Annotated in this window: 14 protein-coding genes and 1 pseudogene; 11 read left to right on the top strand and 4 right to left on the bottom strand. The window is 76.0% G+C overall.

Features of this window, described 5'->3' with window-relative positions; all coding sequences use genetic code 11:
- Positions 1-221 precede the first annotated feature (221 nt).
- Positions 222-1,076 (top strand): AfsR/SARP family transcriptional regulator, encoded by an 855-nt coding sequence (locus ABTY56_RS00140; RefSeq protein ID WP_350625235.1) that lies wholly within the window; start codon positions 222-224, stop codon positions 1,074-1,076.
- A gap of 73 nt (positions 1,077-1,149) precedes the next feature.
- Here the strand turns inward: ABTY56_RS00140 and ABTY56_RS00135 are convergent, their stop codons facing one another.
- Together ABTY56_RS00135 and ABTY56_RS00130 are read right to left on the bottom strand one after the other, a co-directional pair.
- Positions 1,150-1,626, bottom strand: coding sequence for an SgcJ/EcaC family oxidoreductase (locus ABTY56_RS00135; protein WP_502892996.1), 477 nt, complete (start codon positions 1,624-1,626; stop codon positions 1,150-1,152).
- On the bottom strand, positions 1,623-2,408 hold the full coding sequence (locus tag ABTY56_RS00130) for a TioE family transcriptional regulator (protein ID WP_350624779.1): 786 nt from the start codon (positions 2,406-2,408) through the stop codon (positions 1,623-1,625). The genes ABTY56_RS00135 and ABTY56_RS00130 overlap by 4 nt, the downstream gene beginning before the upstream one ends.
- Positions 2,409-2,520: 112 nt before the next feature.
- Between ABTY56_RS00130 and ABTY56_RS00125 the strand changes: the two genes are divergently transcribed.
- Positions 2,521-3,741 carry an erythromycin esterase family protein gene (locus ABTY56_RS00125; protein ID WP_350624777.1) on the top strand — a complete coding sequence of 407 codons (1,221 nt, stop codon included), beginning with the start codon at positions 2,521-2,523 and terminating at the stop codon, positions 3,739-3,741.
- A gap of 32 nt (positions 3,742-3,773) precedes the next feature.
- Here ABTY56_RS00125 and ABTY56_RS00120 read toward each other — a convergent pair.
- Positions 3,774-4,826, bottom strand: a pseudogene (locus tag ABTY56_RS00120) (LysR family transcriptional regulator); the annotation flags it as partial.
- A 71-nt stretch (positions 4,827-4,897) separates the two neighbouring features.
- Between ABTY56_RS00120 and ABTY56_RS00115 the strand changes: the two are divergent.
- Positions 4,898-5,653, top strand: coding sequence for a maleylpyruvate isomerase family mycothiol-dependent enzyme (locus ABTY56_RS00115; RefSeq protein WP_502892995.1), 756 nt, complete (start codon positions 4,898-4,900; stop codon positions 5,651-5,653).
- A 21-nt stretch (positions 5,654-5,674) separates the two neighbouring features.
- Here ABTY56_RS00115 and ABTY56_RS00110 read toward each other — a convergent pair whose 3' ends face one another.
- A complete protein-coding gene (locus ABTY56_RS00110; protein WP_350624775.1) occupies positions 5,675-6,085 on the bottom strand; it encodes a hypothetical protein in 411 nt (136 codons plus the stop codon).
- A 141-nt stretch (positions 6,086-6,226) separates the two neighbouring features.
- Between ABTY56_RS00110 and ABTY56_RS00105 the strand changes: the two genes are divergently transcribed.
- The 8 genes from ABTY56_RS00105 to ABTY56_RS00070 all read left to right on the top strand — a co-directional run bounded on the left by ABTY56_RS00105 (position 6,227) and on the right by ABTY56_RS00070 (position 22,116).
- A complete protein-coding gene (locus ABTY56_RS00105; protein WP_350624773.1) occupies positions 6,227-7,489 on the top strand; it encodes a PP2C family protein-serine/threonine phosphatase in 1,263 nt (420 codons plus the stop codon).
- Between the two features lie 374 nt (positions 7,490-7,863).
- On the top strand, positions 7,864-9,270 hold the full coding sequence (locus ABTY56_RS00100) for an MFS transporter (protein ID WP_350624771.1): 1,407 nt from the start codon (positions 7,864-7,866) through the stop codon (positions 9,268-9,270).
- Between the two features lie 48 nt (positions 9,271-9,318).
- Positions 9,319-10,617 (top strand): amino acid adenylation domain-containing protein, encoded by a 1,299-nt coding sequence (locus ABTY56_RS00095; protein WP_350624770.1) that lies wholly within the window; start codon positions 9,319-9,321, stop codon positions 10,615-10,617.
- Positions 10,618-11,055: 438 nt separating this feature from the next.
- Positions 11,056-14,178, top strand: coding sequence for a non-ribosomal peptide synthetase (locus tag ABTY56_RS00090; RefSeq protein ID WP_350624768.1), 3,123 nt, complete (start codon positions 11,056-11,058; stop codon positions 14,176-14,178).
- Entirely contained in the window at positions 14,175-15,350 is a 1,176-nt protein-coding gene (locus ABTY56_RS00085) for an acyl-CoA dehydrogenase family protein (protein WP_350624766.1), read from the top strand. Before ABTY56_RS00090 ends, ABTY56_RS00085 begins: the two co-directional genes overlap by 4 nt.
- Before the next feature lie 27 nt (positions 15,351-15,377).
- Entirely contained in the window at positions 15,378-17,204 is a 1,827-nt protein-coding gene (locus tag ABTY56_RS00080; protein WP_350624764.1) for an amino acid adenylation domain-containing protein, read from the top strand.
- Between the two features lie 152 nt (positions 17,205-17,356).
- Complete coding sequence (locus ABTY56_RS00075; RefSeq protein WP_350624762.1) at positions 17,357-19,252, top strand: non-ribosomal peptide synthetase; 1,896 nt, start codon at positions 17,357-17,359, stop codon at positions 19,250-19,252.
- Positions 19,249-22,116 carry a condensation domain-containing protein gene (locus tag ABTY56_RS00070; RefSeq protein WP_350624760.1) on the top strand — a complete coding sequence of 956 codons (2,868 nt, stop codon included), beginning with the start codon at positions 19,249-19,251 and terminating at the stop codon, positions 22,114-22,116. The genes ABTY56_RS00075 and ABTY56_RS00070 overlap by 4 nt, the downstream gene beginning before the upstream one ends.
- The last annotated feature ends 13 nt before the right edge of the window (positions 22,117-22,129 follow it).

The following is a 22,129-nucleotide window of genomic DNA, read 5'->3' as shown; positions in this document are numbered from 1 at the left end:
CGGTCGGTCCGCCGGCCCGGTCCAGGGGCGGCTCCTCCGCCCAAAAACAAACAGCGCGTTCGGTTTTGTATTGACAAACCGTCCGTCCTGTTTTTGGATAGGCGTCGGGTGCTCAACCGATCCCTCCGTGCAACATCGCGGAGCCTCGATCGAGCAGCGGAGCACCCGCCCGGCCGGTGGCCGTCGGGGTCGCCGACCCGTCTGGATTTGGGGTGGTCGTCGTGGAAATCCGGGTGCTGGGGGCCTTGGGGGTCCAACTGTCCGGGGTGTCGGTGGTGCCGACCGCCCCGAAGCCGCGGCAGGTGCTCGCCCTGCTGGCGTTACGGGCCGACCAGGTCGTGCCCGCCGGTGTCCTCGCCGAGGAGCTGTGGTGCGGCCGCCCGCCGCGCAGTGCGCGCACCACCGTGCAGACGTACGTCCTCCAGCTGCGCGACCTGATCGACCGGGCACTCGCCCAGGGGGACGGCGGTCCGGGGGCGTCCTGCGCGAAGGACGTCCTGGTCACCTCGGTCGGCGGCTACATGCTGAACAGCGGCGGCGGACTCGTCGACCTCCAGGAGTTCGACCGCCTCGCCGGGCACGGCTACCGCGCCATGGACGCGGGTGACTACCCGCTCGCCGCCCGCCAGTTGGGCGAGGCGCTCGCGCTGTGGCGCGGACCGGCCTTCGCGGACATCCCCGTCGGCGGCCAACTCACCGTCGAGGCCAAGCGATTGGAGGAGACCCGGCTCTGTGCGCTGGACCAGCGGATCGAGGCGGACCTGCGGCTCGGGCGGCACCGCGTGCTGCTCGCCGAACTGACCGTCCTGGTCGACCGCTACCGCACCCACGAGAGCCTGCACGGCCAGTACATGATCGCCCTGCACCGCTCCGGTCGGCGCGGCGAGGCCCTGGAGGCCTACCAGCGCCTGCGGAACACCCTGGTACGGGAGTTGGGCATGGAGCCGTCCGCCGCCCTGCGCCGTCTGCAGCGCTCCATCCTGCTCGCCGGTCCCGAGCGGGCCGACCAGGACCAGCCGACGGTGCTCGCCGACGGGGTGGCCGCGCGCCCCGCCCGGCTCAGCCGGGTCGGCTGAGCCGGCCGAGCTGCTCCGTCCGGGCTGACCCGGATGGCCCGGCCGGCCCGGCCGGCCCGGATGGGCTCACCCGCTAGGCGGTCCTCACCTCGGTGTTCTGGCAGGCGTGCAGCAGCCACCGCCCGTCGTCCTGCCTGGTCATGACGTAGAGCGGGGTGCCTTCGGAGTCGCCCGCCGCGGAGTGGTACACCTGGCGCACCTTGACGGCCGCCACGTCGGGGTGCAGGAACCGGATGTGCGCCACCTCGTAGGTGACCTCGCCGTCCCAGCTCGCGGCGGGCAGGACGGCGCGGGTGAACTCGGCGATCGCGTCGAGGCCGAGGAGGACCTTGCCGTGGCCGGTCGTCCAGAGGGCGTCGGGGTGGAACAGCGCGAGGAAGCCCTCGGGGTCCTTGGCGCGCTGGGTGCGTTCGACCGTGGCGACGATCCGCTCGATCGCGTCGACGTCGGCCGTGCGGTTGCCCGCGGCGCGGGTGTCGACGGCGCGGTTGCCCGTGTCGCGGGTGTCGGTAACGGGGGTGTCTGCGGCTTCGGTGTTCATGCGGATCACTCTCGCACCTCAAGTCGGCTTGAGGTCAAGCCGGTTACCGGTGCGGCGCGGAGGCTCAGGTAGTCGCCGAGGCGGGCGGCGGCGGTGAGCATGGCGAGGCCGCGGTCGGTGAGACGTCGCTGCCAGCCGTCGAGGGCGGCGGCCAGCTCGTCGGTGCCGCCCGCCGAGCGGATCTGCCGGACCACGGTGGCGATGTGCTCCAGCGGGTAGCCGCCCCGCCGCAGCAGGTGGGCGAGTTCGGCGTCGCGGACGTCGGCCGGGCCGTAGACGCGGTGGCCGGTGGCGCGGTCGCGGGCCGGGGTGAGGATCCCGGCGACCTCCCAGGCGCGCAGCGTCGCGGGGGTGACGCCGAGTCGGTGTGCGACGTCCCCGATGGCGAGCGGGCCGGACGGGGCCGGACGCTCGGGCACGGCCGACGGTACGACGGGTGCGGTCGACGGTGCGGCACCCGCGGCGGCCGCGGAGGTCAGGTGGCCGACGGCCTCCCGGACGGTGGCCAGCGTCTCCCGGTCGCGCAGCATGCGGGCGTGGCCGCGGTCGAGGGCGGTCAGCGCCTCGTCGAGGCGGTCGGCGTGGACGGCTGTCATGACCGGGCCGGCGACCGGGTGCCCGTACGCGGCGACGAGGGCGAGGAAGGCGCGCAGGGCGGCCGCGTGCAGCTCGGTGTAGATCCGGTAGCCGGTGGGGGTGCGGGCAGCCGGCGGGAGGCAGCCGTCGCGCTCGTAGTTGCGGACCGCCTGGGTCGAGATGCCGTGCTCGCGCGCGAGATCGGAGGGGCGCATGCTCGTCTTCCGTTCGGTCCTGTTTGATACTTCGTGCGGCGGTTCGCGCGAGATTCGGCGGGCAGGCTCGGGCAAAGTCTCAACCGATCTTTCAAGGATACGCTTGAGGTCCATGAGTCAGGACATGCACGACTTCGTCACCCCGTCGTGCGAGCTGCTGGGGCTCGGCGAGCCGACGCACCAGGAGCCCGCCTTCGGATGGGTCCGCAACGAACTGTTCGCCCGGCTGGTCGACCGGGGCTACCGGTCGATCGCCCTCGAAACCGACCGCGTGGCCGCGCTGGCCGTGGACGACTACGTCCGGGAGGGCACGGGCACGCTGGACGCGGCGATGGCCGAGGGCTTCTCGCACGGCTTCGGCGAGCACGACGCCAACCGCGAACTCGTCGCCTGGATACGCGAGTTCAACCGTCACCGACCGCCGGGGGAGCGGCTGGCCTTCCACGGCTTCGACCTCCCGACCGAGACGTACAGCGCCCCCAGCCCCCGCCGCTACCTCGAGCACGCCCGCGACTACCTGCGACGCGACATCGACACCGACCGCGATCTCGACCTCGACATCGGGGGACTGGCGGGCGAGGACGAGCGCTGGAGCCGGGCCGAAGCGGTGCTGGACCCGGCGCAGTCGCCCGGCGCCACCGCCGAGGCCGAGAGGCTGCGCTGCCTCGCCGACGACCTGCTCGTCCGACTCCACGCACGGGCACCCGGGTTGATCGCGACGACCTCCCGTGCCGCATGGGCCGAGGCCAGGACGCGGCTGACGGCGGGCATCGGACTGCTGCGCTACCACGCGCAGTCGGCGATCCGGGGCCTCACCCCGAGCGACCGGCTGAGCGGCCTGCTGGGTGTGCGGGACGCGCTCATGGCGCAGAACCTCCTCGACATCCGCGAGCTGGAGGCGCAGCGCGGGCCGACCCTGGTGTTCTCGCACAACCAGCACCTGCAGCGGAACCCGAGCGCCTGGGCGCTGGGGGACTTGGACTGCGGGTGGAACAGCGCCGGCCGCATCATCGGCGCGCTGCTCGGCGATCGGTACGCCTTCGTCGCGGGGAGCCTGGGGCGCAGCGAGGCGATCGGGCTGGGCGAACCGGCGCCGGAAACGTACGAGGCGCTCCTGCAACGGAGCGGTGCAGGCTGGGAGTTGACGGAGGCGGTGCTGCCCGACACGGGCCGTACCCGCACCGACACCACACCGCGCCAGGGCTACTTCCCGCTCGATGGGGAAGTCCTCGACGGTGCGGTCGCGCTGCTGCACATCGGTGACGGCGCGGCGGTCACGGAGGCCGCGGCAGCCGCAGCTGCGGCCGCGCCGTCGGGTGCAGCCGGGGGCTGAGCGGCGGCCGGGCCCGGGTAGGCGGCCCGTAGATGGGAGAGCAGGGCGGCGGCCGGCGGTTCGGCCGGCCGCTCGCTCGGCCAGGCCAGCGCGATCCGCACCAGCGGGACGGGGTCGGCCAGTGGGCGCACCCGCAGCCCCGGCACGGCGCCCGGGTCCGGCAGGACGGCCACGCCCAGCCCGTGCGCGGCGAGCTCCGCCAACTGCGGTGGTGCGGCGGCCTCGACGCCCACGGCCGGGCTCGCCCCGGCCTCGGCCAGGGCGCGCTCCAGCGCGGTGCGCATGCCGGTGCCGCGCGGGGTGCTGACCAGGGCGTGTCCGGCCAGCGCGGCGACCGGCAGGACGTCGCCCCGGACGGCGTCACCCGCGGCGATGCCCCGCCGGCCGCTGTCGTCCGGGTCGGCGTCACCCCGCCCGGCCTCGTCCGGGCTCGCGTCACCCTGCCCGGCCTTGTCCGGGCTCGCGTCACCCCGGCCCGCGTCGTCCGGGCCGGTCGCGAGCGGGTGGTGCGCGGGGCAGGCCGCGACCAGCGGGAGCTCCAGGACGGTGTGGAGGCCGAGTCCGGCCAGCGTCGTCCAGCCGTCGTCGTCCTCGCGTCCGCTCGCGACGGCGGGCAGGCCGATGACGGCGAGGTCCAGCCGCCCGTCGCGCAGGGCGGCGAGCATCCCCGCGGTGGTGTCCTCGGTCAGCGAGAAGTCGATGCCGGGGTGCTCCTGGCGGAACGCGGCGAGCGTGGTGGCCAGCCCGGGGAACGTGCCCAGCTCGGACGGCGGGGTGAACGCCGCCCCGGCGACCATGCCCAGCCGTACGTGCCCGCGCCGCAGCCCGTCGAACTCCTGCGCCGTACGCCGGGCGGCGGCGGCGGAGGCGAGCGCGGCCAGGGCGTGCGGCAGCACCGCCTCACCGGCCGGGGTGAGCCGTACGGTGCGGCCCGAACGGTCGAGCAGCCGGTGCCCCAACTCGCGTTCCAGCTGACGGATCTGGGAACTGACGCCGGGCTGGGTCAGGTGCAGCAGCTGCGCGGCCCGGGTGAAGCTGCCGTGCTGGGCGACGGTGACGAAGTACTGGAGCTGCCGCAGTTCCATAACTCATGATCATAGGCGGCAGAACATCCCGGTCTTGGACGGGCGTCCGGTTCCGGCCGCAGGCTGGACGCATGGAGAGCGTGCCGAAGAACACCGTGCCGAAGACCAGCGTCCCGCAGACCAGCGTGCCGAAGACCACCGTTCCGCGGAACGGCATGCCGAAGCAGGACGGCATGCCGGCGACCCCGGGCACCGGGCAGCTCGACTGGATCCGCGCACAGATCGCGGCCGAGCGCCGCGAACTCGCCGAGGTGTTCGCCGCCTTCACCCCGGAGCAGTGGAACGCGCCCTCGCTGTGCCAGGGTTGGCGGGTGCGCGAGGTCGTCGCGCACATGAGCACCGGCTTCCGGCACTCGACGCCGCGCACCCTCCTCGAACTCGTCCGCTCCGGCGGCCACGTCCACCGCATGGCCGACCGGATCGCCCGCCGCGACGCCGCCGCCATGACCGAGCGCGCACTCGCCGCCGCCCTGGCCGACCACGCCGACCACCCCTGGCGCCCGCCGGTCGGCGGCCGGATCGCGGCCCTGGCGCACGATGCCGTCCACGGCCTGGACATCACCGTGGCGCTCGGACTGCCCGCCCGGCTGCCGGTGATGCGAGCCACCGCGCTACTGGCTGCTGTCACCCCCCGTAGCCTGCGGTTCTTCGGGGCGCGGCTCGACGGAGTCCGGTTGGTGGCGACGGATGCCGACTGGTCATACGGGCAGGGTCGGCTCACCGTCGAGGGGCGGGCGGAACACCTGCTGCTGGTGGCGTACGGGCGCCGGGTGCCGGAGGGGCTGCTCGCCGGGTCGGGCGCCGGGCGGTTCGCCCTGGGCGGGTGAGACGGGAGGCGCCACCGGTGGTCACCGAGTGGCCAGCCACTCGGTGAGGGCGGCGTGCAGCAGCTCGACCTGCGGGCGGTCCAGGATCACCGTCGCCTGCGCGCCGGCGCCGGACGAGCCGCCCTGGTCCGAGCCGCTGCCGCCCGAGCCGCTGCCGCCCGAACCGCCGTCGCCCGAGGTGTCCTCGGAGGGCCGGCCGAGGCCCAGCCGGAGGTACTCCACCGGGACCGGCCGGCCGCCCGTCGGCTCGGGGTCGTCCCGGAACCGGACGTCGGGGTGGCAGTGGTCGGGGATCACGGCGAGCTCCAGCCAGCCCCCGCGCGGGTCGTCGGCGGCGGGGTTGACGTGCGAGCCCCGGTAGATCCGCGGCGCGGGCGCGGTTTCGAGGCCGCCGTCGTCGGCGAACAGCAGTCGGGTGGCGAAGATGGACACCGGGTCCTCCTCCGGGATCGGGAGTGGGAGTCGTCGCAGCCTAGGGGCGGCCCGCACGGTTGTCGTGCGAGTTCCGGGGGCCCGTGACTACGATCGGAAGAAGCCCTTCCGGATGGTGGTGAGACGGAAGCCAGGTCGCCGATGCCCCCGAGGTCCGTGCAGTGGCCGCCGTACGTGCGGGTCGCGCCGTGGTTGTTGATCATCGGCGGGCTGGTGTGGAACTCGCTCGATCCGTCCGACTACTGGGGTGATCCGCTGCTGGCGGCGGCCGCCGTGCTGGCGGGGGCGCTGCTGACCCTGCGCGACACGGTCGCGGTCGGGGTGGCCAATGTGACCGGGATCCTGGTGCTGTCCACCCAGGACGCCTCGATCGGGACGGGTGACGGCTACCTGGAGCTGGTGAACACGGCCTTCGCCGCGCTGCTCGGCGTCGGGGTGAACCGGGTGGTGGCCCGCCACGGACGACGGCTGGAGCGGGTGCGGTCGGTGGCGGAGGCGGCGCAGCGTGCGGTGCTGCCGGAGCCGCCGGGACGGGTGGGCGAGCTGTCCGTCGCGGCCTGCTACCAGGCCGCCTACCACGAGGCGCTGATCGGCGGGGACGCCTACGCGCTGCAGACCACCCCGTACGGCGTGCGCGCGCTGATCGCGGACGTACGGGGCAAGGGCCTGCACGCGGTGGGGGCGGTCTCGGTGCTGCTGGGGGCCTTCCGGGAGGACTCGCACCGGGTGCCGGACCTGGCGGCGCTCGCGGACGCGCTGGAGGCCTCGCTGCTCCGGGAGGCCGACCAGCTGAGCGAGGAGCTGCGTCTGGAGGGGTTCATCACGGCGCTGCTGGTGGAGTTTCCGCCGGGCGAGGGGGTGGTCCGCACGCTCGACTGCGGGCACCCCGGCCCGTACCTGCTGAGTCCGGGTCCGTCCGGGCCGGCTCCTGACCGGTCCGCCCCCGACCCCGCCCCCGACCTGGACCGGCTGACCGCCGTCCCGAACCGGCTGACGACCCTCCCCGACCTGCCGACCGCCGACCTGCACCGGCCGACCGCCGATCCCGACCCGCCGGACCCTCGCCCGTACCCGCGGAGCGGTGAACCGGCGGTGCGGCGGCTGGACGCGGCCGACCCGGGACTGCCCCTGGGGATGGGCGTGCTGGGGGTCGCCCGGCCCGCGCCGGAGAGCCGGCCGTTCCCGCCCGGGTACACGCTGCTGCTGGTGACCGACGGAGTGACCGAGGCCCGGGACGGGGCGGGGGAGTTCTACGACCCGGTGCTCGGGCTGGCTCCGTTGGGCCCGTTCGCCGGGCCGGGCGAGGTGCTGGACGCGCTGACGGCGGACGTCGAGCGGTGGGTCGGCGGTTCGCGGGACGACGACATGGCGATCCTCGCGATCACCCGCCGGACGGACGGCTGAGGGCTGGGCGCGGCGGCCGATGCCGTGCCGTGAAACGGTTGCCCACAGTCACGCCGATATCACAATGAGGTGACGGCGGTGCGGTACTCCACAGGATCCGGCCAAGTTGAGTGGTGTCGTCCGATGGCCGGAATGACCGTGTCCGAATATCGGACGACGGAATGGACGGGTGGCGCCGGCGGCGGCCCGGACGCCCCTCGCCCGGTGCCGCCTTGGCCGACAGGCGGCGCCGAGCTCACGACCGGTCCATAAGGCGGCGTAGGAGGCGCGCAAGAGGTGGTCGGGGGAGTGGCGGGATCCAGCCGAGCCACGGTTCGTCCGGAAACGGACCCGGTGCTTGCCCCGTGTCGAATGGGTGGCCGAGAGTCGCATCAATGAACGAGATGCCTCGCCCCCGCCAGGCCCGTCTGCTCGGCCACCGCGACTTCCGGCTCCTGCTGACCGGAGCGGCGGCCGCCCAGACGGGCAGTCAGGTCACCCTGGTCGCGTTGCCGTTGGTGGCGGTGGTGGTGCTGGACGCCACCCCGTTCGAGGTCGGTCTGCTGACCGCCGCCGAGACCGCCGCCTTCCTGCTGGTCGGACTGCCGGCCGGCGCCTGGCTGGACCGGATGCGCAAGCTGCCGGTGCTGATCCGCGCGGACGTCGTGCGCTGCCTGGCGGTGGGGTCGATCCCGCCGGCCGCGGCGCTCGGGGTACTGACCATGCCGCAGCTCTACCTGGTGGCACTGGTCACCGGGGTCGCGACGGTGTTCTTCGACGTCGCCCACCAGTCCTTCCTGCCCGCCGTCCTGCCGCGCGAGCAACTGGTCGGCGGCAACGGGGCGTTGGAGACGGTCCGCTCCTCGGCGCAGATCGCCGGGCCCGGCCTCGGCGGCGGGCTGGTCCAACTGCTCGGCGCGCCGCTCGCCATCGTGGCCGACGCCTGCGGCTACCTGGCCTCCGCGGTGCTGCTCGCCCGGATCCGGGTCGAGGAGCCGCGGCCGGAGCCGACGCCCGGGCGCTCGCTGCGCGCCGAGGTGGGGGAGGGCGTCCGGTTCGTGCTCGGGCATCCGCTGCTGCGGGCGATCGCGACCGCCACCGCCGTCTCCAACCTGTTCGCTGCCGTCCTGATGGCCGTGCAGACGGTCTTCTGGGTACGGGTGCTCGGCCTCGCGCCGGGAGCCATCGGCGTGCTGCTGTCGACCTCCGCCATCGGCGGGCTGGCCGGCGCGCTGTGCGCGGGGCGCCTCGCGCGGTGGGTCGGGCAGGCCCGGCTGATCTGGCTGTCCACGGTGGTGACGGCGCCGTTCGCGGTGCTGTGGCCGCTGTCCGAGGGCGGTGCGGCCGTGGTGCTGTTCGGCCTCGCCTCCGGGGTGGTGCTGTTCGGCGCGGTCGCCTACAACGTCGCCCAGGTCAGCTTCCGGCAGAGCGTCTGCCCGCCCGAACTGCTCGGCCGGATGAACGCCACCATGCGCTTCCTGGTGTGGGGCACGCTGCCGATCGGCGCGCTGGGCGGCGGGATCGTCGCCGACGCGGCCGGACCGCGCGCCGCGCTCTGGCTCTGCGCGGTCGGCTTCCTGCTGGTGCCCGTGCCGCTGCTGCTGTCACCGCTGCGGCGGATGCGCGAGCTGCCGGGCGCCGACGTGCCGGGCGCCGAGGCGCCGGATGCCGACGCGCCGGATGCCGGGGAGGCGCCCGCCGAGGAGACCGCCGCCGTCGAGCCCGCCGCTGCCCAGGAGACCGCCGCCGCCGCGGACCACCCCGCCGAGGTGATCGCCGCGAGCCCCACCACCACCCCCTGACCCACCCCAGACCTGCCGAGCCGCGACCGGAAACCGGAGACCGTTCCCGTGCACGCCAGCATCACCTCCGCCTACCTCGCCCGGTACCGCTCCGCCGCCGCCCGATCCCCGGTGGAGCTGCTCCCGCTGACCGGAGCCCAGCGGCGGTTCCTGATCACCCGCCGACTTGCGCCGCACCGCCGCTCCGACGTCGTCCCGCTGTTCTTCGCGTACCCGCGCGGCACCCTCGACCAGGACCGGCTGGCCCGCGCCGCCGCCGCGGTCGCCGCCCGCCACCCCGCCCTGTGCGGCGGCTTCGCGGCCGTGCGCGGCACGCCCGTCCTCCGGGTCGGCGGTCCCTCGGCCGAGGCCGTCCGGATCGCCGTCGCCCCCGGCGGCACCGCCCGCGAGGCGCTGCGCGAAGCCCTGCTGGACTGGCCCGCGGACGGGCCCGCGCTGCGTCTCCTGGTCGCCCAGGAACCGGACGGGGACGAGGAGTTGCTCGCCCTCGCGCTGGACCACGCGGCCTGCGACGAGCAGTCCCTCGGGGTGCTCACCGCCGAACTGAGCCAGGCGTACGAGTCGGACGAACCGGCGGCGGCCGGGCCCGGCCCGCAGGCCCTGGCCGACTACCGGCAGGCCGTGGAACTCCAACTGGCCGCCGAGGACGCCGCCGGCGGGCCCGCCGCGCAGGCCCACTGGGGCCGCCGGCTCGGCGCACTGACCGGCGCGGGCGGCGGCGCGGCCGCGTCCACCGGGATGCTCACCGAGCGGCTGCCCGCCGCCGAGGGCGCCGCGCGCAGCGCCGTCTTCCCGGCCCTGCTGGACGCCGTCGGCGTCGCCGCGCACCGGCTGCACCGGCCGTACCCAGGGGAGGGAGCGCTGGCGCTCGGCTACCCGTGGGGCGGCCGGCCGGCCGGCGCGCCCGCCGCGCTCGGCTGCTTCCTCAACACCCTGGTGCACCCGGCCGGTCCGACCGCCGCGAGCGACCCGGACGCCCTCGCCGACGCCTGGTGGGACGACCTCGACCACGCCGGGACCCCGTTCGACGAGGTGGTGCGCGCCGCCCGCACCGCCGGGGCGCCGTGGTCGGGCGCCCTGGACGCCATGCTGACCCTGGAGGACCTGCACCGCCGCCCGCCGCTGGTGCTCGGCGGCACGCCCGGCCGGGAGACCCACCTGGCCGGACGCCCGCTCGCCGCCCCGCTCGCCGTCTCCGCCTCGCACGGCGACGACCTGCTGATCCGGCTCGCCTGGGACAGCGACCGCTTCCCCGAGGCCGACGCCCGCGCCGCCTTCGACGACCTGCTCGCCGTGCTGCGGCACCACCTGCAGGCCCGGCCGCTCCTGCACACCACCCACGCCTGAACCCTCGCGCCCGAGCGTCCGCACCTGACGGCGCCCCAACACACCCGAACGCACCCGAAGCACACCCGAACGCACCCGAAGCACGCCCCAACGCACCCGAAACACGCCTGAAGCACGCCTGAACGCACCCGAAGTGCACCCGAAGCACGCCTGAACGCGCCTGCCCCGACCGGGGTGTGCGCCTCCCGTACCCAGGCCCCCACCCGCCCGACCTCCCGCGCCCCACCCCGCGGGCCCGAACTGCCATGCCGGATCCGCCTCGCCGGATCCACCGCGCCCGGACACGCGTGCCCGAACGGGCACGGGTGCCCCAGCCGCCCCGCCCCGGGGCGCACCGTCACCCCGGTGTGCCCCGGGCCACCGGCCGCAGCGGGACCACCCCACACCCGCTCCCGGCCACCGCAGTGCCGACAAGCCCACCACACAAGGGAACCGCCCATGTTCGCACTCTCTCCGTCGCAGGAGATCGTCTGGCTGCACGAGCAGATGCTGCCGGGAAGCCGCGCCTACAACTTCACCGCCGTCCTCGACCTCTGGGGCACCCTCGACCGGGACGCGCTGCACGCCGGTCTGAGCGCCGTCCTGGACCACCACCCGGGCCTGCGCCTGGAGTTGGTGCCCAGGTCGGAGGGGCTGCCGGGCCAGCGGGTCGCCGAGGGGTGCCGCCCGGAGCTCCGCCACAGCGACTTCGCCACCGAGGGCGACCCGGAGGCCGCCTTTCGCCGGCTGCTCGCCGCCGAGGCCGAGGAGCCGGTGGACACCGAGCGGGCGCCGCTGCTGCGCTGGCACCTGGTCCGCATCGCCGAGGATCACCACCGGCTGATCCACGTCGAGCACCACCTTGTCCACGACGGCCACTCCTTCGCGATCCTGCTGCGCGACCTGTTCACCGTCTACCGCGCCCGGGTCCTCGGCGAGCCGTACGAGCTGGCCGCCGCCCCCTCGTACGAGGAGCACGCGCGCGCCGCCGCCGACGTCCGCCGCGACCGCGCCCTCGACTTCTGGACCCGCGAGCTGACCGACGCTCCGCGCGAGGTCACCCTGCCCGGCCTGGCCCGCCCGGGCGTCGAGCGCCGCCACCGGGGCGGCCAGCTGCGCCAGGCGATCGGTGCCGACCTGGCCGAGCGGCTGCGCGAGCGCAGCACGGCGGACGGCCACACCCCGTTCAGCACCCTGCTCGCCCTGCTCGCCGAGCTGCTGCGCCGGCACAGCGGGCACCGCGAGCTGGTGATCGGCACCGCCGTCGGCAACCGCCCGGAGGGGTTCGAGGGCACCGTCGGCATGTTCGTGAACACCGTGCCGCTGCGCCTGCGGCTCGACCCCGCCGCGTCCGGCACCGATGCCGTGGACGAGGTGACCGACGTCCTGATGCGCGCGCTGCCGTACCAGGACCTGCCGGTGCAGGAGCTGACCCGCCGCCTGGGCCTGCACACCAGCGGCGCCGACAACCCGCTGTGGAACGTCATGTTCAGTGCGCACGACGCGGCGCTGCCGGACGTCCAGGCGCCCGGGCTGGAGGTCTCGCTGTACGAGGGCTTCAACACCGGCACCACCCGCTTCGACCTCGACCTGGTGCTGCTGCCGGACGACCGCCGGGTGGTCGGCGAGAAGCACGGCGCTGCCGGGATGACCCTGGTCTGGGACTACGACGCGGACCTGTTCCGCGAGTCCGAGGCCGTGCTGCTGTCCGAGCGGCTGCTGGAGCTGCTGCGCTGTTACCTCGACGGCCCGCAGGCGCCGATCGCCGAGCTGGCCCCCGCGCCCGGGGCCGAGCCCGCCGAACAGGCCGCCGGAACGCCCGCCCCCGTGCCCGCCGACGCACCGGCCCTGCTCGACCCCGCCGCCGCCCACGACCCGACCGCACTGGCCCTGCTGGCCGGCACCGAGCGGATCAGCTACGGCGAACTCGACCGCCGCGTCAGCGAGTTGGTCGAGCGGCTGCGCTCCGCCGGGGTCGCGCCCGGCCAGCCGGTGGCCACCGTCCTGCCGCGCGGCGCCGACAGCGTGGTCGCCCTGCTCGCCTGCCTGCGGCACGGCGCCGTCTACGCGCCGCTGTCCACCGAGGACCCGGCGGCCCGGCTCGGCCTGCTGCTGGAGCGGCTGAGCCCGGCGCTCGTCCTGGCCACCCGGCAGAGCGCCCTCGCGCTGCCCGCCGAGGGCGTCACCCCGGCCCTGCTGGACGGCCCGGCCTTCCCGAAGGCCGAGCCCGCCGCCGTCCTGGACGGCGCCGCCTACCTGATCCACACCTCCGGCTCCACCGGTGTGCCCAAGCCCGTCCAGGTCGGCCGCGAGGCACTCGCCGGGTACGTCGCCGCGATCGCCGCCCGCTACGGACTCACCTCCGCCGACCGGGTGCTGCTGTTCGCCCGGCCGTCCTTCGACGTGGCACTGGAGGAGGTCCTGCCGGCCCTCGCCGTCGGCGCCGCCCTGGTCGTGCCGCAGCGCGAAGTGCCCACCGGGCCCGAGCTGGTGGCCGTCCTGGCCGCCCGCGGCGTCACCGTCGCCAACCTGCCGACCAGCTACCTCCTCGCCGTCCGCGAGGACCTGCGCGAGGCGCTGCGCGACGGCCGCTGGACGCCCCGGCTGCTCGTCCTCGGCGGCGAGCGCCTCCCCGCGCGGGCGCTCGCCGACCTGACCGGGACCACCACCGTCCTGAACGCCTACGGAGTCACCGAGGCCACCGTCACCTCCACCGTCCACGAGGTGACCGCCGCCGACGTCGCCGCGGACGGCGAGATCCCGCTCGGCACCGAGCTGGACGGCGTGCGGATGCACGTCCTGGACGACACGCTGCGCCCGCTCCCGGCCGGCTGCGTCGGCGAACTCGTCGTCGGCGGGACGATGGTGGCCGACGGCTACCCCGGCCTGCCGGAGCCGACCGCCGCCCGCTTCGTCACCGTCCCCGCGCTCGCCGGCGCCCGCGTCTACCGCACCGGCGACCGCGGCTACCGCGACCTGGACGGCCGGCTCCGCTTCCTCGGCCGCGCCGACAACCAGGTCAAGCTGCGCGGCCACCGGATCGAGCTGGAGGAGATCGAGGCCGCCGCCTCGGCCGAACTCGGCGGCCGCTCCTGCGCGGTGGTGCTGCACACCGACCCGCAGAACGGCCCCCGCCTGGTCGGCTTCCTGGAGGGCGCCGAACGCCCCGACCAGGCCACCCTGCACGACGCGCTCGCCCGCCGGCTGCCCGGCGGACTCGTCCCGGCGACCTGGACCGCCGTCGCGGCGATGCCGACCCTGCCCGGCGGCAAGCCCGACCGCGCGGCCCTCGCCCGGCTCGCGGACGAGACCGCCGGCCAGGCCGCCGAGGCGCCGAGCGCGCCGAGCACCTTCGCCGACCCCGGCCAGGAGCTGATCGCCGCCGCCTGGCGCGCGGTGCTCGGCCACGACCGCTTCACCGCCGACTCGCACTTCTTCGAGGTCGGCGGCCACTCGCTGCTCGCCGCCGAGCTCGCCGCCCAGCTGGAACCGCACCTCGGCAGCCGCCCGCCGCTGCGCACCCTGTTCCGCCACGCCGTCCTGGCCGACCAGGCCCGCGCCCTCACCGGAGGACTGAAGTGACTGCTCCCTCCGCCGTCCTGGAGGACGGCCACCGCGAACTCGTCGAGGCCTTCGAGAGCTTCGTGCGCCGCGAACTCGTCCCGCTGGCCGCCGAGTTGCCGGAGACCGCCGACCAGGTGCCCGGCGACCTGCGCACCTACGTCCGCAAGCGCTCCGCCGCGCTCGGCTTCTACGCGGGCGACTACCCCGAGGAGCTCGGCGGCTCCGGCATGCCCTTCACCGCCGTCGTCCTGCTGCACCACGCCGCCGGGCGCAGCGGCTGCGTCCTCGCACCGTACGCCCTGGCCGGCTCGGACGGGCCCAGCCCGCTGCTGCGCAACGGCACCCCCGAGCAGGTCGAGCGCCACCTGATCCCGCTGGTGCGCGGCGAGCAGACCCGCTGCCTCGCCCTCACCGAGCCGCACGCCGGCTCCGACGCCTTCCGGCTCACCACCACCGCCGTGCGCGAGGGCGAGCGGTGGGTGCTGAACGGCCGCAAGACCTTCGTCAGCAACGCCGAGCACGCCGGGATCGCGCTGGTCGTCGCCGCCACCGACCTCGGCGACGGCGCCGGCCCCACCAGCGGCTCCACCGCCTTCGTGCTGCCGATGGACCAGCCCGGACTGCGGATCGGCCAGCGCTACGAGGGCATGTCCGGCGAGCCGCTGTTCGAGCTGCTGCTCGACAAGGTCACCGTCGGACCGGAGGCCGTGATCGGCGGCGAGGAGGGCGTCGGCGCGGCCACCGCCCTTGCCATCGACAGCCTCTCCCGCGGCCGCCTGGTGGTCGCCGCGATGTGCAACGGCATCGCCGAGTACGCGCTGCGCGTCGGCGTCGAGTACGCCAAGGACCGGCGTGCCTTCGGCCGGGTGATCGGCGAGTACCAGCACGTCCAGGAGCACCTGGTGTCCACCCGGGCCGAGGTCGAGGCCTCCAAGCTGCTCACCCTCGCCTGCGCCCGGCTGGTCGACGAGGGCACCGAGTCGCCCGAGAACGCCGCGCTCGCCAAGCTCACCGCCTCCGAGACCGCGGTGCGCGCGGTGGACCGCTCGCTCCAGGTGCACGGCGCCACCGGCTGGGTGCGCGGCCACCCGCTGGAGTTCCTGTACCGCTACGTGCGGATGACCACGATCATCGAGGGCACCTCGGAGGTCCAGAAAGTGATCATCGCCCGTTCCATGGGCCTGAACTGACGGTACGTCACGACTTTGGAGACCACGATGGAATCCCCGAGCATCGGATACGGCCGTCCGTACCAGGACGGCGCGGTCCTCGACCTGTTCACCACCTGGGCGCACCGCACCCCGGACGCCCCCGCCCTGATCGACGGCGAACGGACCTACAGCTACGCCGAACTCGACCGCCTCGCCGACAGAACCGCCGAGGCCCTGCGCGACAGGGTCGGCCCCGGTGACCTGCTCGGCGTCTGCCTCGGCCACTCGGTGTCACTGGTGGCCGTCACCCTGGCCGCCGCCAAGCTCGGCGCCGTCCACCTGCCGCTCGGCCCGCGCCCCGGCGAGCACCGGCTGCGGGCCGTCGCCGAGCAGCTGCGCCCGGCCTGCCTGATCGGCGAGCCGGACCTGCTGCCGCCCGGCGGCGAGCGGCTGCCGCTGGACCTGCCCACCGACGGCGTGGTGGCCGCCCTCGCCCCCGGCGAGCAGGTGCGCGTCCCCGCCGGCACCCACTACGCGGTGCTCACCTCCGGCTCCACCGGCACCCCGAAGGCCGTCGCCGTCACCGAGCCCGCGCTCGGCGCACTGCTGCAGTGGTACCGCGAGCTGACCGGCCTCGGCCCCGGCGAGCGGCACAGCCTGCTCATCGGTGTCGCCTTCGACCCGCACGTGATGGAGCTGTGGGCCGGCCTCACCTCCGGCGCCGCCCTGGTCGTCGCCCCCGAGGCCGTCCGCTGGGACTCCGGCGCGCTCACCGACTGGTGGCGCGAGGCCGGCATCACCGTGGCCGTCCTGCCCACCCCGCTGGCCGAACCCGTCCTGGGCCGGCCCTGGCCCGCCGGGTCGGCGCTGCGCCACCTCACCATCGGCGGCGACCGGCTGCGCCGCGCCCCCGGGCCGGACGTCACCGCGACCGTGCACAACGCCTACGGTCCCGCCGAGGCCACCGTCACCACCACCGTGCACACGATGGCGCCCGGAGCCGACCACGGCGCCGGCGCCCCGCCGATCGGGCTGCCGATCGCGGGCGCGGTCGTGCTGGTCACCGACGAGGACGGCCGGCCGGTGCCGCGCGGCGTCGCCGGAGAGCTGCGGATCGGCGGCCGCGGCCTGGCCGCCGGGTACCTCGACCCGGAGCTGACCGCCCGCCGCTTCGTCGGCGTGCCCGAGGGCGTGGACGGCACCGACCGGGTCTACCGCACCGGCGACCGGGTCGTCATGCGCCCCGACGGGGTGCTGGAGTTCCACGGCCGCCTGGACGACCAGGTCAAGGTCAGCGGCGTGCGCATCGAACCCGCCGAGGTCGAGGCCGCGTTCGAGCGCGACCCGCGGGTGCGCCGGGCGGTCGTCGCGGCCGAGCAGGCGCCCACCGGCGGCGTGCGGCTGCTCGCCTTCGTCCAGCTCGAGGACGGCCCGGACGGCCCGGACGCCTCGGACGCCTCGGACGCCTCGGACGGCGGTGCCGACCCGGCGCGGCTGCTCGACGCCGTCCGGCCCTGGCTGCCCGAGCAGGCCGTTCCGTCGGCCGTCCGGCTGGTGGAGCGCTACCCGCTGGACGCCAACGGCAAGGTCGACCGGCACGCGCTGCTGGCCGCCGAGCCGCCGGAGCCCGTCGTCGGCGAGGAGGGTGACACCCCCGTCGAGCGCACCGTGCTGAAGCTCTGCCGGGAACTGATCGGCCGCGCCGACCTCGGGCCCACCGACAACTTCCTGGCGTCGGGCGGCAATTCGCTCGCGGCCGCCCGACTGCTGGAGGCGCTGGAGAGCGAGTACGGGATCCGGCTGCGCGCGCCCCTGGTGCTGCGCCAGCCGGACCTGCGGGCCGTCGCCCGACTGGTCGAGGAACGGGTGGCCGCCTCGGCCGCGACCGCCTGAGGCACGACCGCCTCGGTGGCGACCGCGAGCGCCTGAGGCACGACCGCCTCGGCGGCGACGGCGACCGCCCGGCCACCACCGCCCGACACCTCCCGCACCTCCTCACTGGGGCGCCCCGGCCCTCCCGCCGGGGCGCCCGGAAGGGAACCACCATGACCACCGCGACCCTGCCCGCGCTGATCGCCCGGCAGGCCGAACGGCAGCCCGACGCGCTCGCCGTGACCGACGGCTCCACCATCCTCACCTACCGCGAACTCGTCGACGCTGCGGCACAGTTGGCCGCCGTTCTGGCCGCCCGGGGGATCGGCCCCGGCAGCGCCGTCGGCCTGCTCTGCGCCCGCTCCACCCGCCTGGTCGTCGCCCAGCTCGCGATCTGGCGCACCGGCGGCCACGTCCTGCCGCTCGACCCCGCCTACCCGCGCCCGCGCATCGCCGAGATGACCTCCGACGCCGGCGTGCAGCTCGTCCTCGGCGACAAGGCGCTGCTCGCCGAGGCCGGGCTCACCGAGGAGCAGACCCTCGTCCTGACCGACCACGGCACCGACGCCACCGGGCCGATGACGCCCGACGGGCCGGTGGCGCCCGACGCCGCCGACCCGGCCGCGCCCGCCCTGGTCTTCTACACCTCCGGCTCCACCGGGCGCGCCAAGGGCGTCCTCGTCCCGCACCGCGCCGTCACCGACCTGGTCACCGCCCCGGACGCCATCGCGGTCGGCCCGCGCGACCGGGTGCTGTTCCACTCCGCCGTCACCTTCGACGCCTCCACCTTCGAACTGTGGGCCCCGCTGGCCCGCGGCGCCGCCGTCGCCGTCTCCCCGGCCGACCGGCCCACCGCCGAGGAACTCGGCCGCGACGTCGAGCGGTTCGGCGTCACCACCCTGCTGCTCACCAGCGCGCTCTTCCACCACCTGGCCGCCCGGCAGTCGCGGATCTTCGGAGTGCTGCGCACCGTCGCGGTCGGCGGCGAGGTGCTGTCGCCCGAGCACGCGGGCGCCGTGCTGCGCGCCTTCCCGTGGCTCGAACTGGTCAACGTCTACGGACCGACCGAGGCGACCACCTTCACCACGCTGCACTGGGTCACCCAGGCCGACTGCGCCGGCGCCATCCCGATCGGCCGGACGTTCGGCGGCGCCCGCGCCCTGGTCCTGGACGAGCAGCTCGCCCCGGTGCCGCCCGGCACCGTCGGCGAGCTGTGGATCGCCGGCGACCGCCTCGCCGAGGGCTACGTGAACCGGCCCGAGCTGACCGCCGAGCGCTTCCGCGAGCTGCCGGACGTCGGACGCGCCTACCGCAGCGGCGACCTGGCCCGCCAACTCCCGGACGGCACCATGGAGTTCCACGGGCGGACGGACGAGCAGGTCAAGCTGCGCGGCTTCCGGATCGAACCGGGCGAGGTCGAACACGCGCTGCTGCAGCTCCCCGAGGTCGCCGAGGCGGCCGTCGTCGTCCGCCGGGCCGGGCAGGCCGACGCCGCCCTCACCGCCTGCCTTGTCCTCGCCGAGGGCGCCGGCCAGGCCGTCGAGACCCTGCGCGCCCGGCTCGGCGAGCGGCTGCCCGCCCACCTGGTGCCCACCGCCTGGGCCGTGCTCGACGCCCTGCCACTGACCGGCTCCGGCAAGGTGGACCGGCGGGCGCTGGCCGCCGACGAGCCGGCCGGGCAGCGCCCCTCCGGGGCCGGCGTACTCACCCCGATCCAGCAGGTCGTCGCCGAGGCCTGGAGCCGCGCCCTGGAGCGCCCGATCACCGACCTGGCCGCCGACTTCCTCGCCGAGGGCGGGCACTCGCTGCTCGCCATGTGGGTCGTGGACGACCTGCGCGAGGACCTCGGGGTCGAGCTGTCGCTCGCCGACTTCCTCGACCACCCGACCGTCGCCGGGCAGGCGGAGCTGCTCGAACGGGCACTGCGCGAAGCCGACGGCCCGGACGCCGCCGGAGACCCGGCAGGCTCCGCGGGTTCCGAGGGCTCGGCGGGTTCCGCGGGTTCCGCGGGCTCGGCAAGCCCCGAAGGCTCGGCCGGCACGGGCGACACCCCGGGAGCGGGCCGGTGACCGCCGTGGACCAGACCGACCTGCTGCGCCGCGCCCGCACCCGGCGGAGCGCCGCCACCGCCCCGCCGCAGCGCCCGGCCGTGCCCGACGGCCCGGCCCCGCTCTCGCACGCCCAGCAGCGGATGTGGCTGATGGACCACCTCGGCCAGGGTGGCGCCCTCTACAACGTCCCGATCGCCGCCCGGCTGCGCGGCCCGCTCGACCGGGTCGCCCTCGCCGCCGCGATCACCGGGCTCACCGAGCGGCACGCCGTCCTGCGCACCCGCTACCCGCGCCGGGGCGGACAGCCGTACCAGCAGACCGACCCGGTCGCGCCGGTGCCGCTGCCGGTCGTGGACGCCAAGACGGACACCGCTGCCTCGGAACAGCTCGCCGCCGAGGCCGCCCGGCCCTTCGACCTCGCCGCCGGCCCGGTGCTGCGCGCCCTGCTGCTGCGGCACGGGCCGGAGGACCACACGCTGGCGCTGACGATCCATCACATCGCCGTCGACGGCGGATCGTTGCCCGTTCTGGCCGCCGACCTGGCCGCGCTCTACGCCGCCGCCCGCGACGGCGCGGCGCCCGAACTACCGGCCCCCGGGCCGTCGTACGCCGAGTACGCCCGCCAGGAGCGCGCCCGGGACGCCGAACTCACCGCCGCCGCCGACACCCTCGCCGCCCGGCTGGCCGGAGCCCGCCCGCCGGCGCTGCTGCGGCCCGTCCCGCCCGGGGCCCGCGAACGCCGGGCGGTGCTGCACGCCGCCCCGCTGGATCCCGCCGTCCTGGACGGCCTGCGCGCCCTCGGCGCCCGGCACGGGGCCACGCTGTTCACCGTCGTCCTGGCCGCCGCGTTCGCCACCCTGCGGACCGCCACCGGGCAGGGCGGCGATCTCGTCCTCGGGTGCGCCAGCGGCCACCGGGCCCGGCCCGACCTGCGGCACACCGTCGGCCTCGCGGTCAACACCCTTGCCGTACGGGTCGACCCGGCCGAGGACCCGACGTTCGCGGAGCTGCTGGTGGCGGTGCGCGGCGAGCTGCTCGACGCCCAGCGGCACCACGAGGTGCCGTTCGACCTCGTGGTCGAGCGGCTCGGTGCGGCCGCCCGCGGCGCGGACGGCACCCCGCTGCTGTCGGTCAGCTGCGACCTCGTCCAGCCCGTCGCCCCCCTGACGCTGCCGGGCCTGGACTCCGAGAACGTCGAACTCGACCTGGGGCTGGCCAAGTTCGGCCTGGCACTGCTCGTGGAGGACGGCCCGGCGCCGCGCTGCCTGGTGCAGCACGACCGGGACGCGCTGGACGAGACCACCGCCGGGCGGCTGCTCGACGCCTTCGCCGCGCTGCTCGCGGCCGTGGCGGAGGAGGCCGACCGGCCCCTGTCCGCGCTGCCCGGCCGGCTGCTGGTCGCCGCCGAACACCCGGTGGTGGCAGGCCTGGTGGCCGATCCCTGGGTGGTCGAGGCGGCCGCGGTCGACAGCGCCGACGGCCCGCCGCTCGCCTACGCGGTGGTCCGCGGACCGGCCGCCCCGAACGGCGCCCAGCTGCGGTCGGCCCTGCGCGGACGCGTGCCGGCCGCCGAACTCCCGCTCGCGGTCACGCTGCTGGACCGGATCCCCCGGCACCCCGACGGCACCGTCGACCGCGGCCGGCTCCCCGGCGCCCCCGCCCCGCGTCGGCCGGGCCGGCTCCCGGACGGTTCGACCGGGGAAGGCCTGATCGGGGAGGTCCCGATCGGGGAGGGCCCGATCGACACCGTCCGTACGGCCTTCGGCGAACTGCTCGGCGCCACCCCGCCCGCCGACGGCGACTTCTTCGCCCTGGGCGGCCACTCCCTGGTCGCCGTCCAGCTCGCCGAACGCCTGCGCACCCGCACCGGGCTGCCGCTCACCGGGCTCGACATCCTGGAGCGGCGCACCCCGCGCGCCCTCGCCGCCGTGCTGGCCGCCCGGGAGGACGAGCGCCGCGCCGCCCTGGCCAAGGCCGGCGCCCGCCCGCGCACCCGCCCCCGCACCGGCACCGTCCTGCTCACCGGCGCCACCGGCGGGGTCGGCGCGGCCGTCCTGCAGGAGCTGATGGCCCAGGGCAGGCCGGTGCGCGTCCTGGTCCGGCCCGAGTCCGCGCACCTGCCCGCGCTGAACGGCGCCGAGGTGGCGGAGGGCGACCTCGCCGACACGGACAGCCTGCGGAGCGCAGTCGAGGGCGTGGACGCCGTGATCCACTCCGCCTGCACGTTCACCGACCACGCCACCGACCTCGCCGCGATGCGTGCCCTGGTGGACGGCTGGCGGGGCGGCCCGTTCGTCTTCGTCAGCAGCATCGACGCGTACGGCCGCCCCGAGGGCACCGAGGTCCCCGAGGGCGCCCCGAGCGGAGCGGCGGTCACCCCGTACGGGCAGGCCAAGCTGGACTGCGAACGGATCCTGTTCGAGGCCGCCGCCGGCGGTCGCGGCCCGGTCACCGCCGTGCGCGCCCCGATCGTCTGGGGCCCGCACCACCGCCTGCGCGACCAGCTCCGCTGGGGCTCCACCGGCGACCTCTACCAGGCCGCCCTGGCCGGCCGGCCGATCCGCCTGCCGGCGGCCGAGGACTGGTACGGCGCCTCCTGGGTGCACGCCGCGGCCCTGGCCCGCGCGCTCGCCGCCTGCGCCGTCCCGGAGCACCCGGCGGCCGGACGGGTCGTCAACGCGGTGAGCGGGCACGTCTCCTGGGCCGAGTTCACGGCCGAACTGGTACGCCTGCTCGGCTCCGCCAGCCCGCTCACCCTCGGCCCCGACGCCGACGCGGAACTGCGCCGCCCCTGGCGCTACCGGGCCGAGACCCTGGCCGGACCGCTCACGCCCGAGCCGGGCGAGGACTGGCGCAGCGTGCTGGCGGCCATGGTCGGCTGAGCCGGCTCCGGGC

Origin of the sequence: Kitasatospora sp. NPDC097691 (assembly GCF_040302665.1) — a bacterium.
GTDB lineage: Bacteria > Actinomycetota > Actinomycetes > Streptomycetales > Streptomycetaceae > Kitasatospora.
The sequence above is the reverse complement of the archived record's forward strand: the minus strand, read 5'-3'. Positions and strand labels throughout refer to the sequence as shown.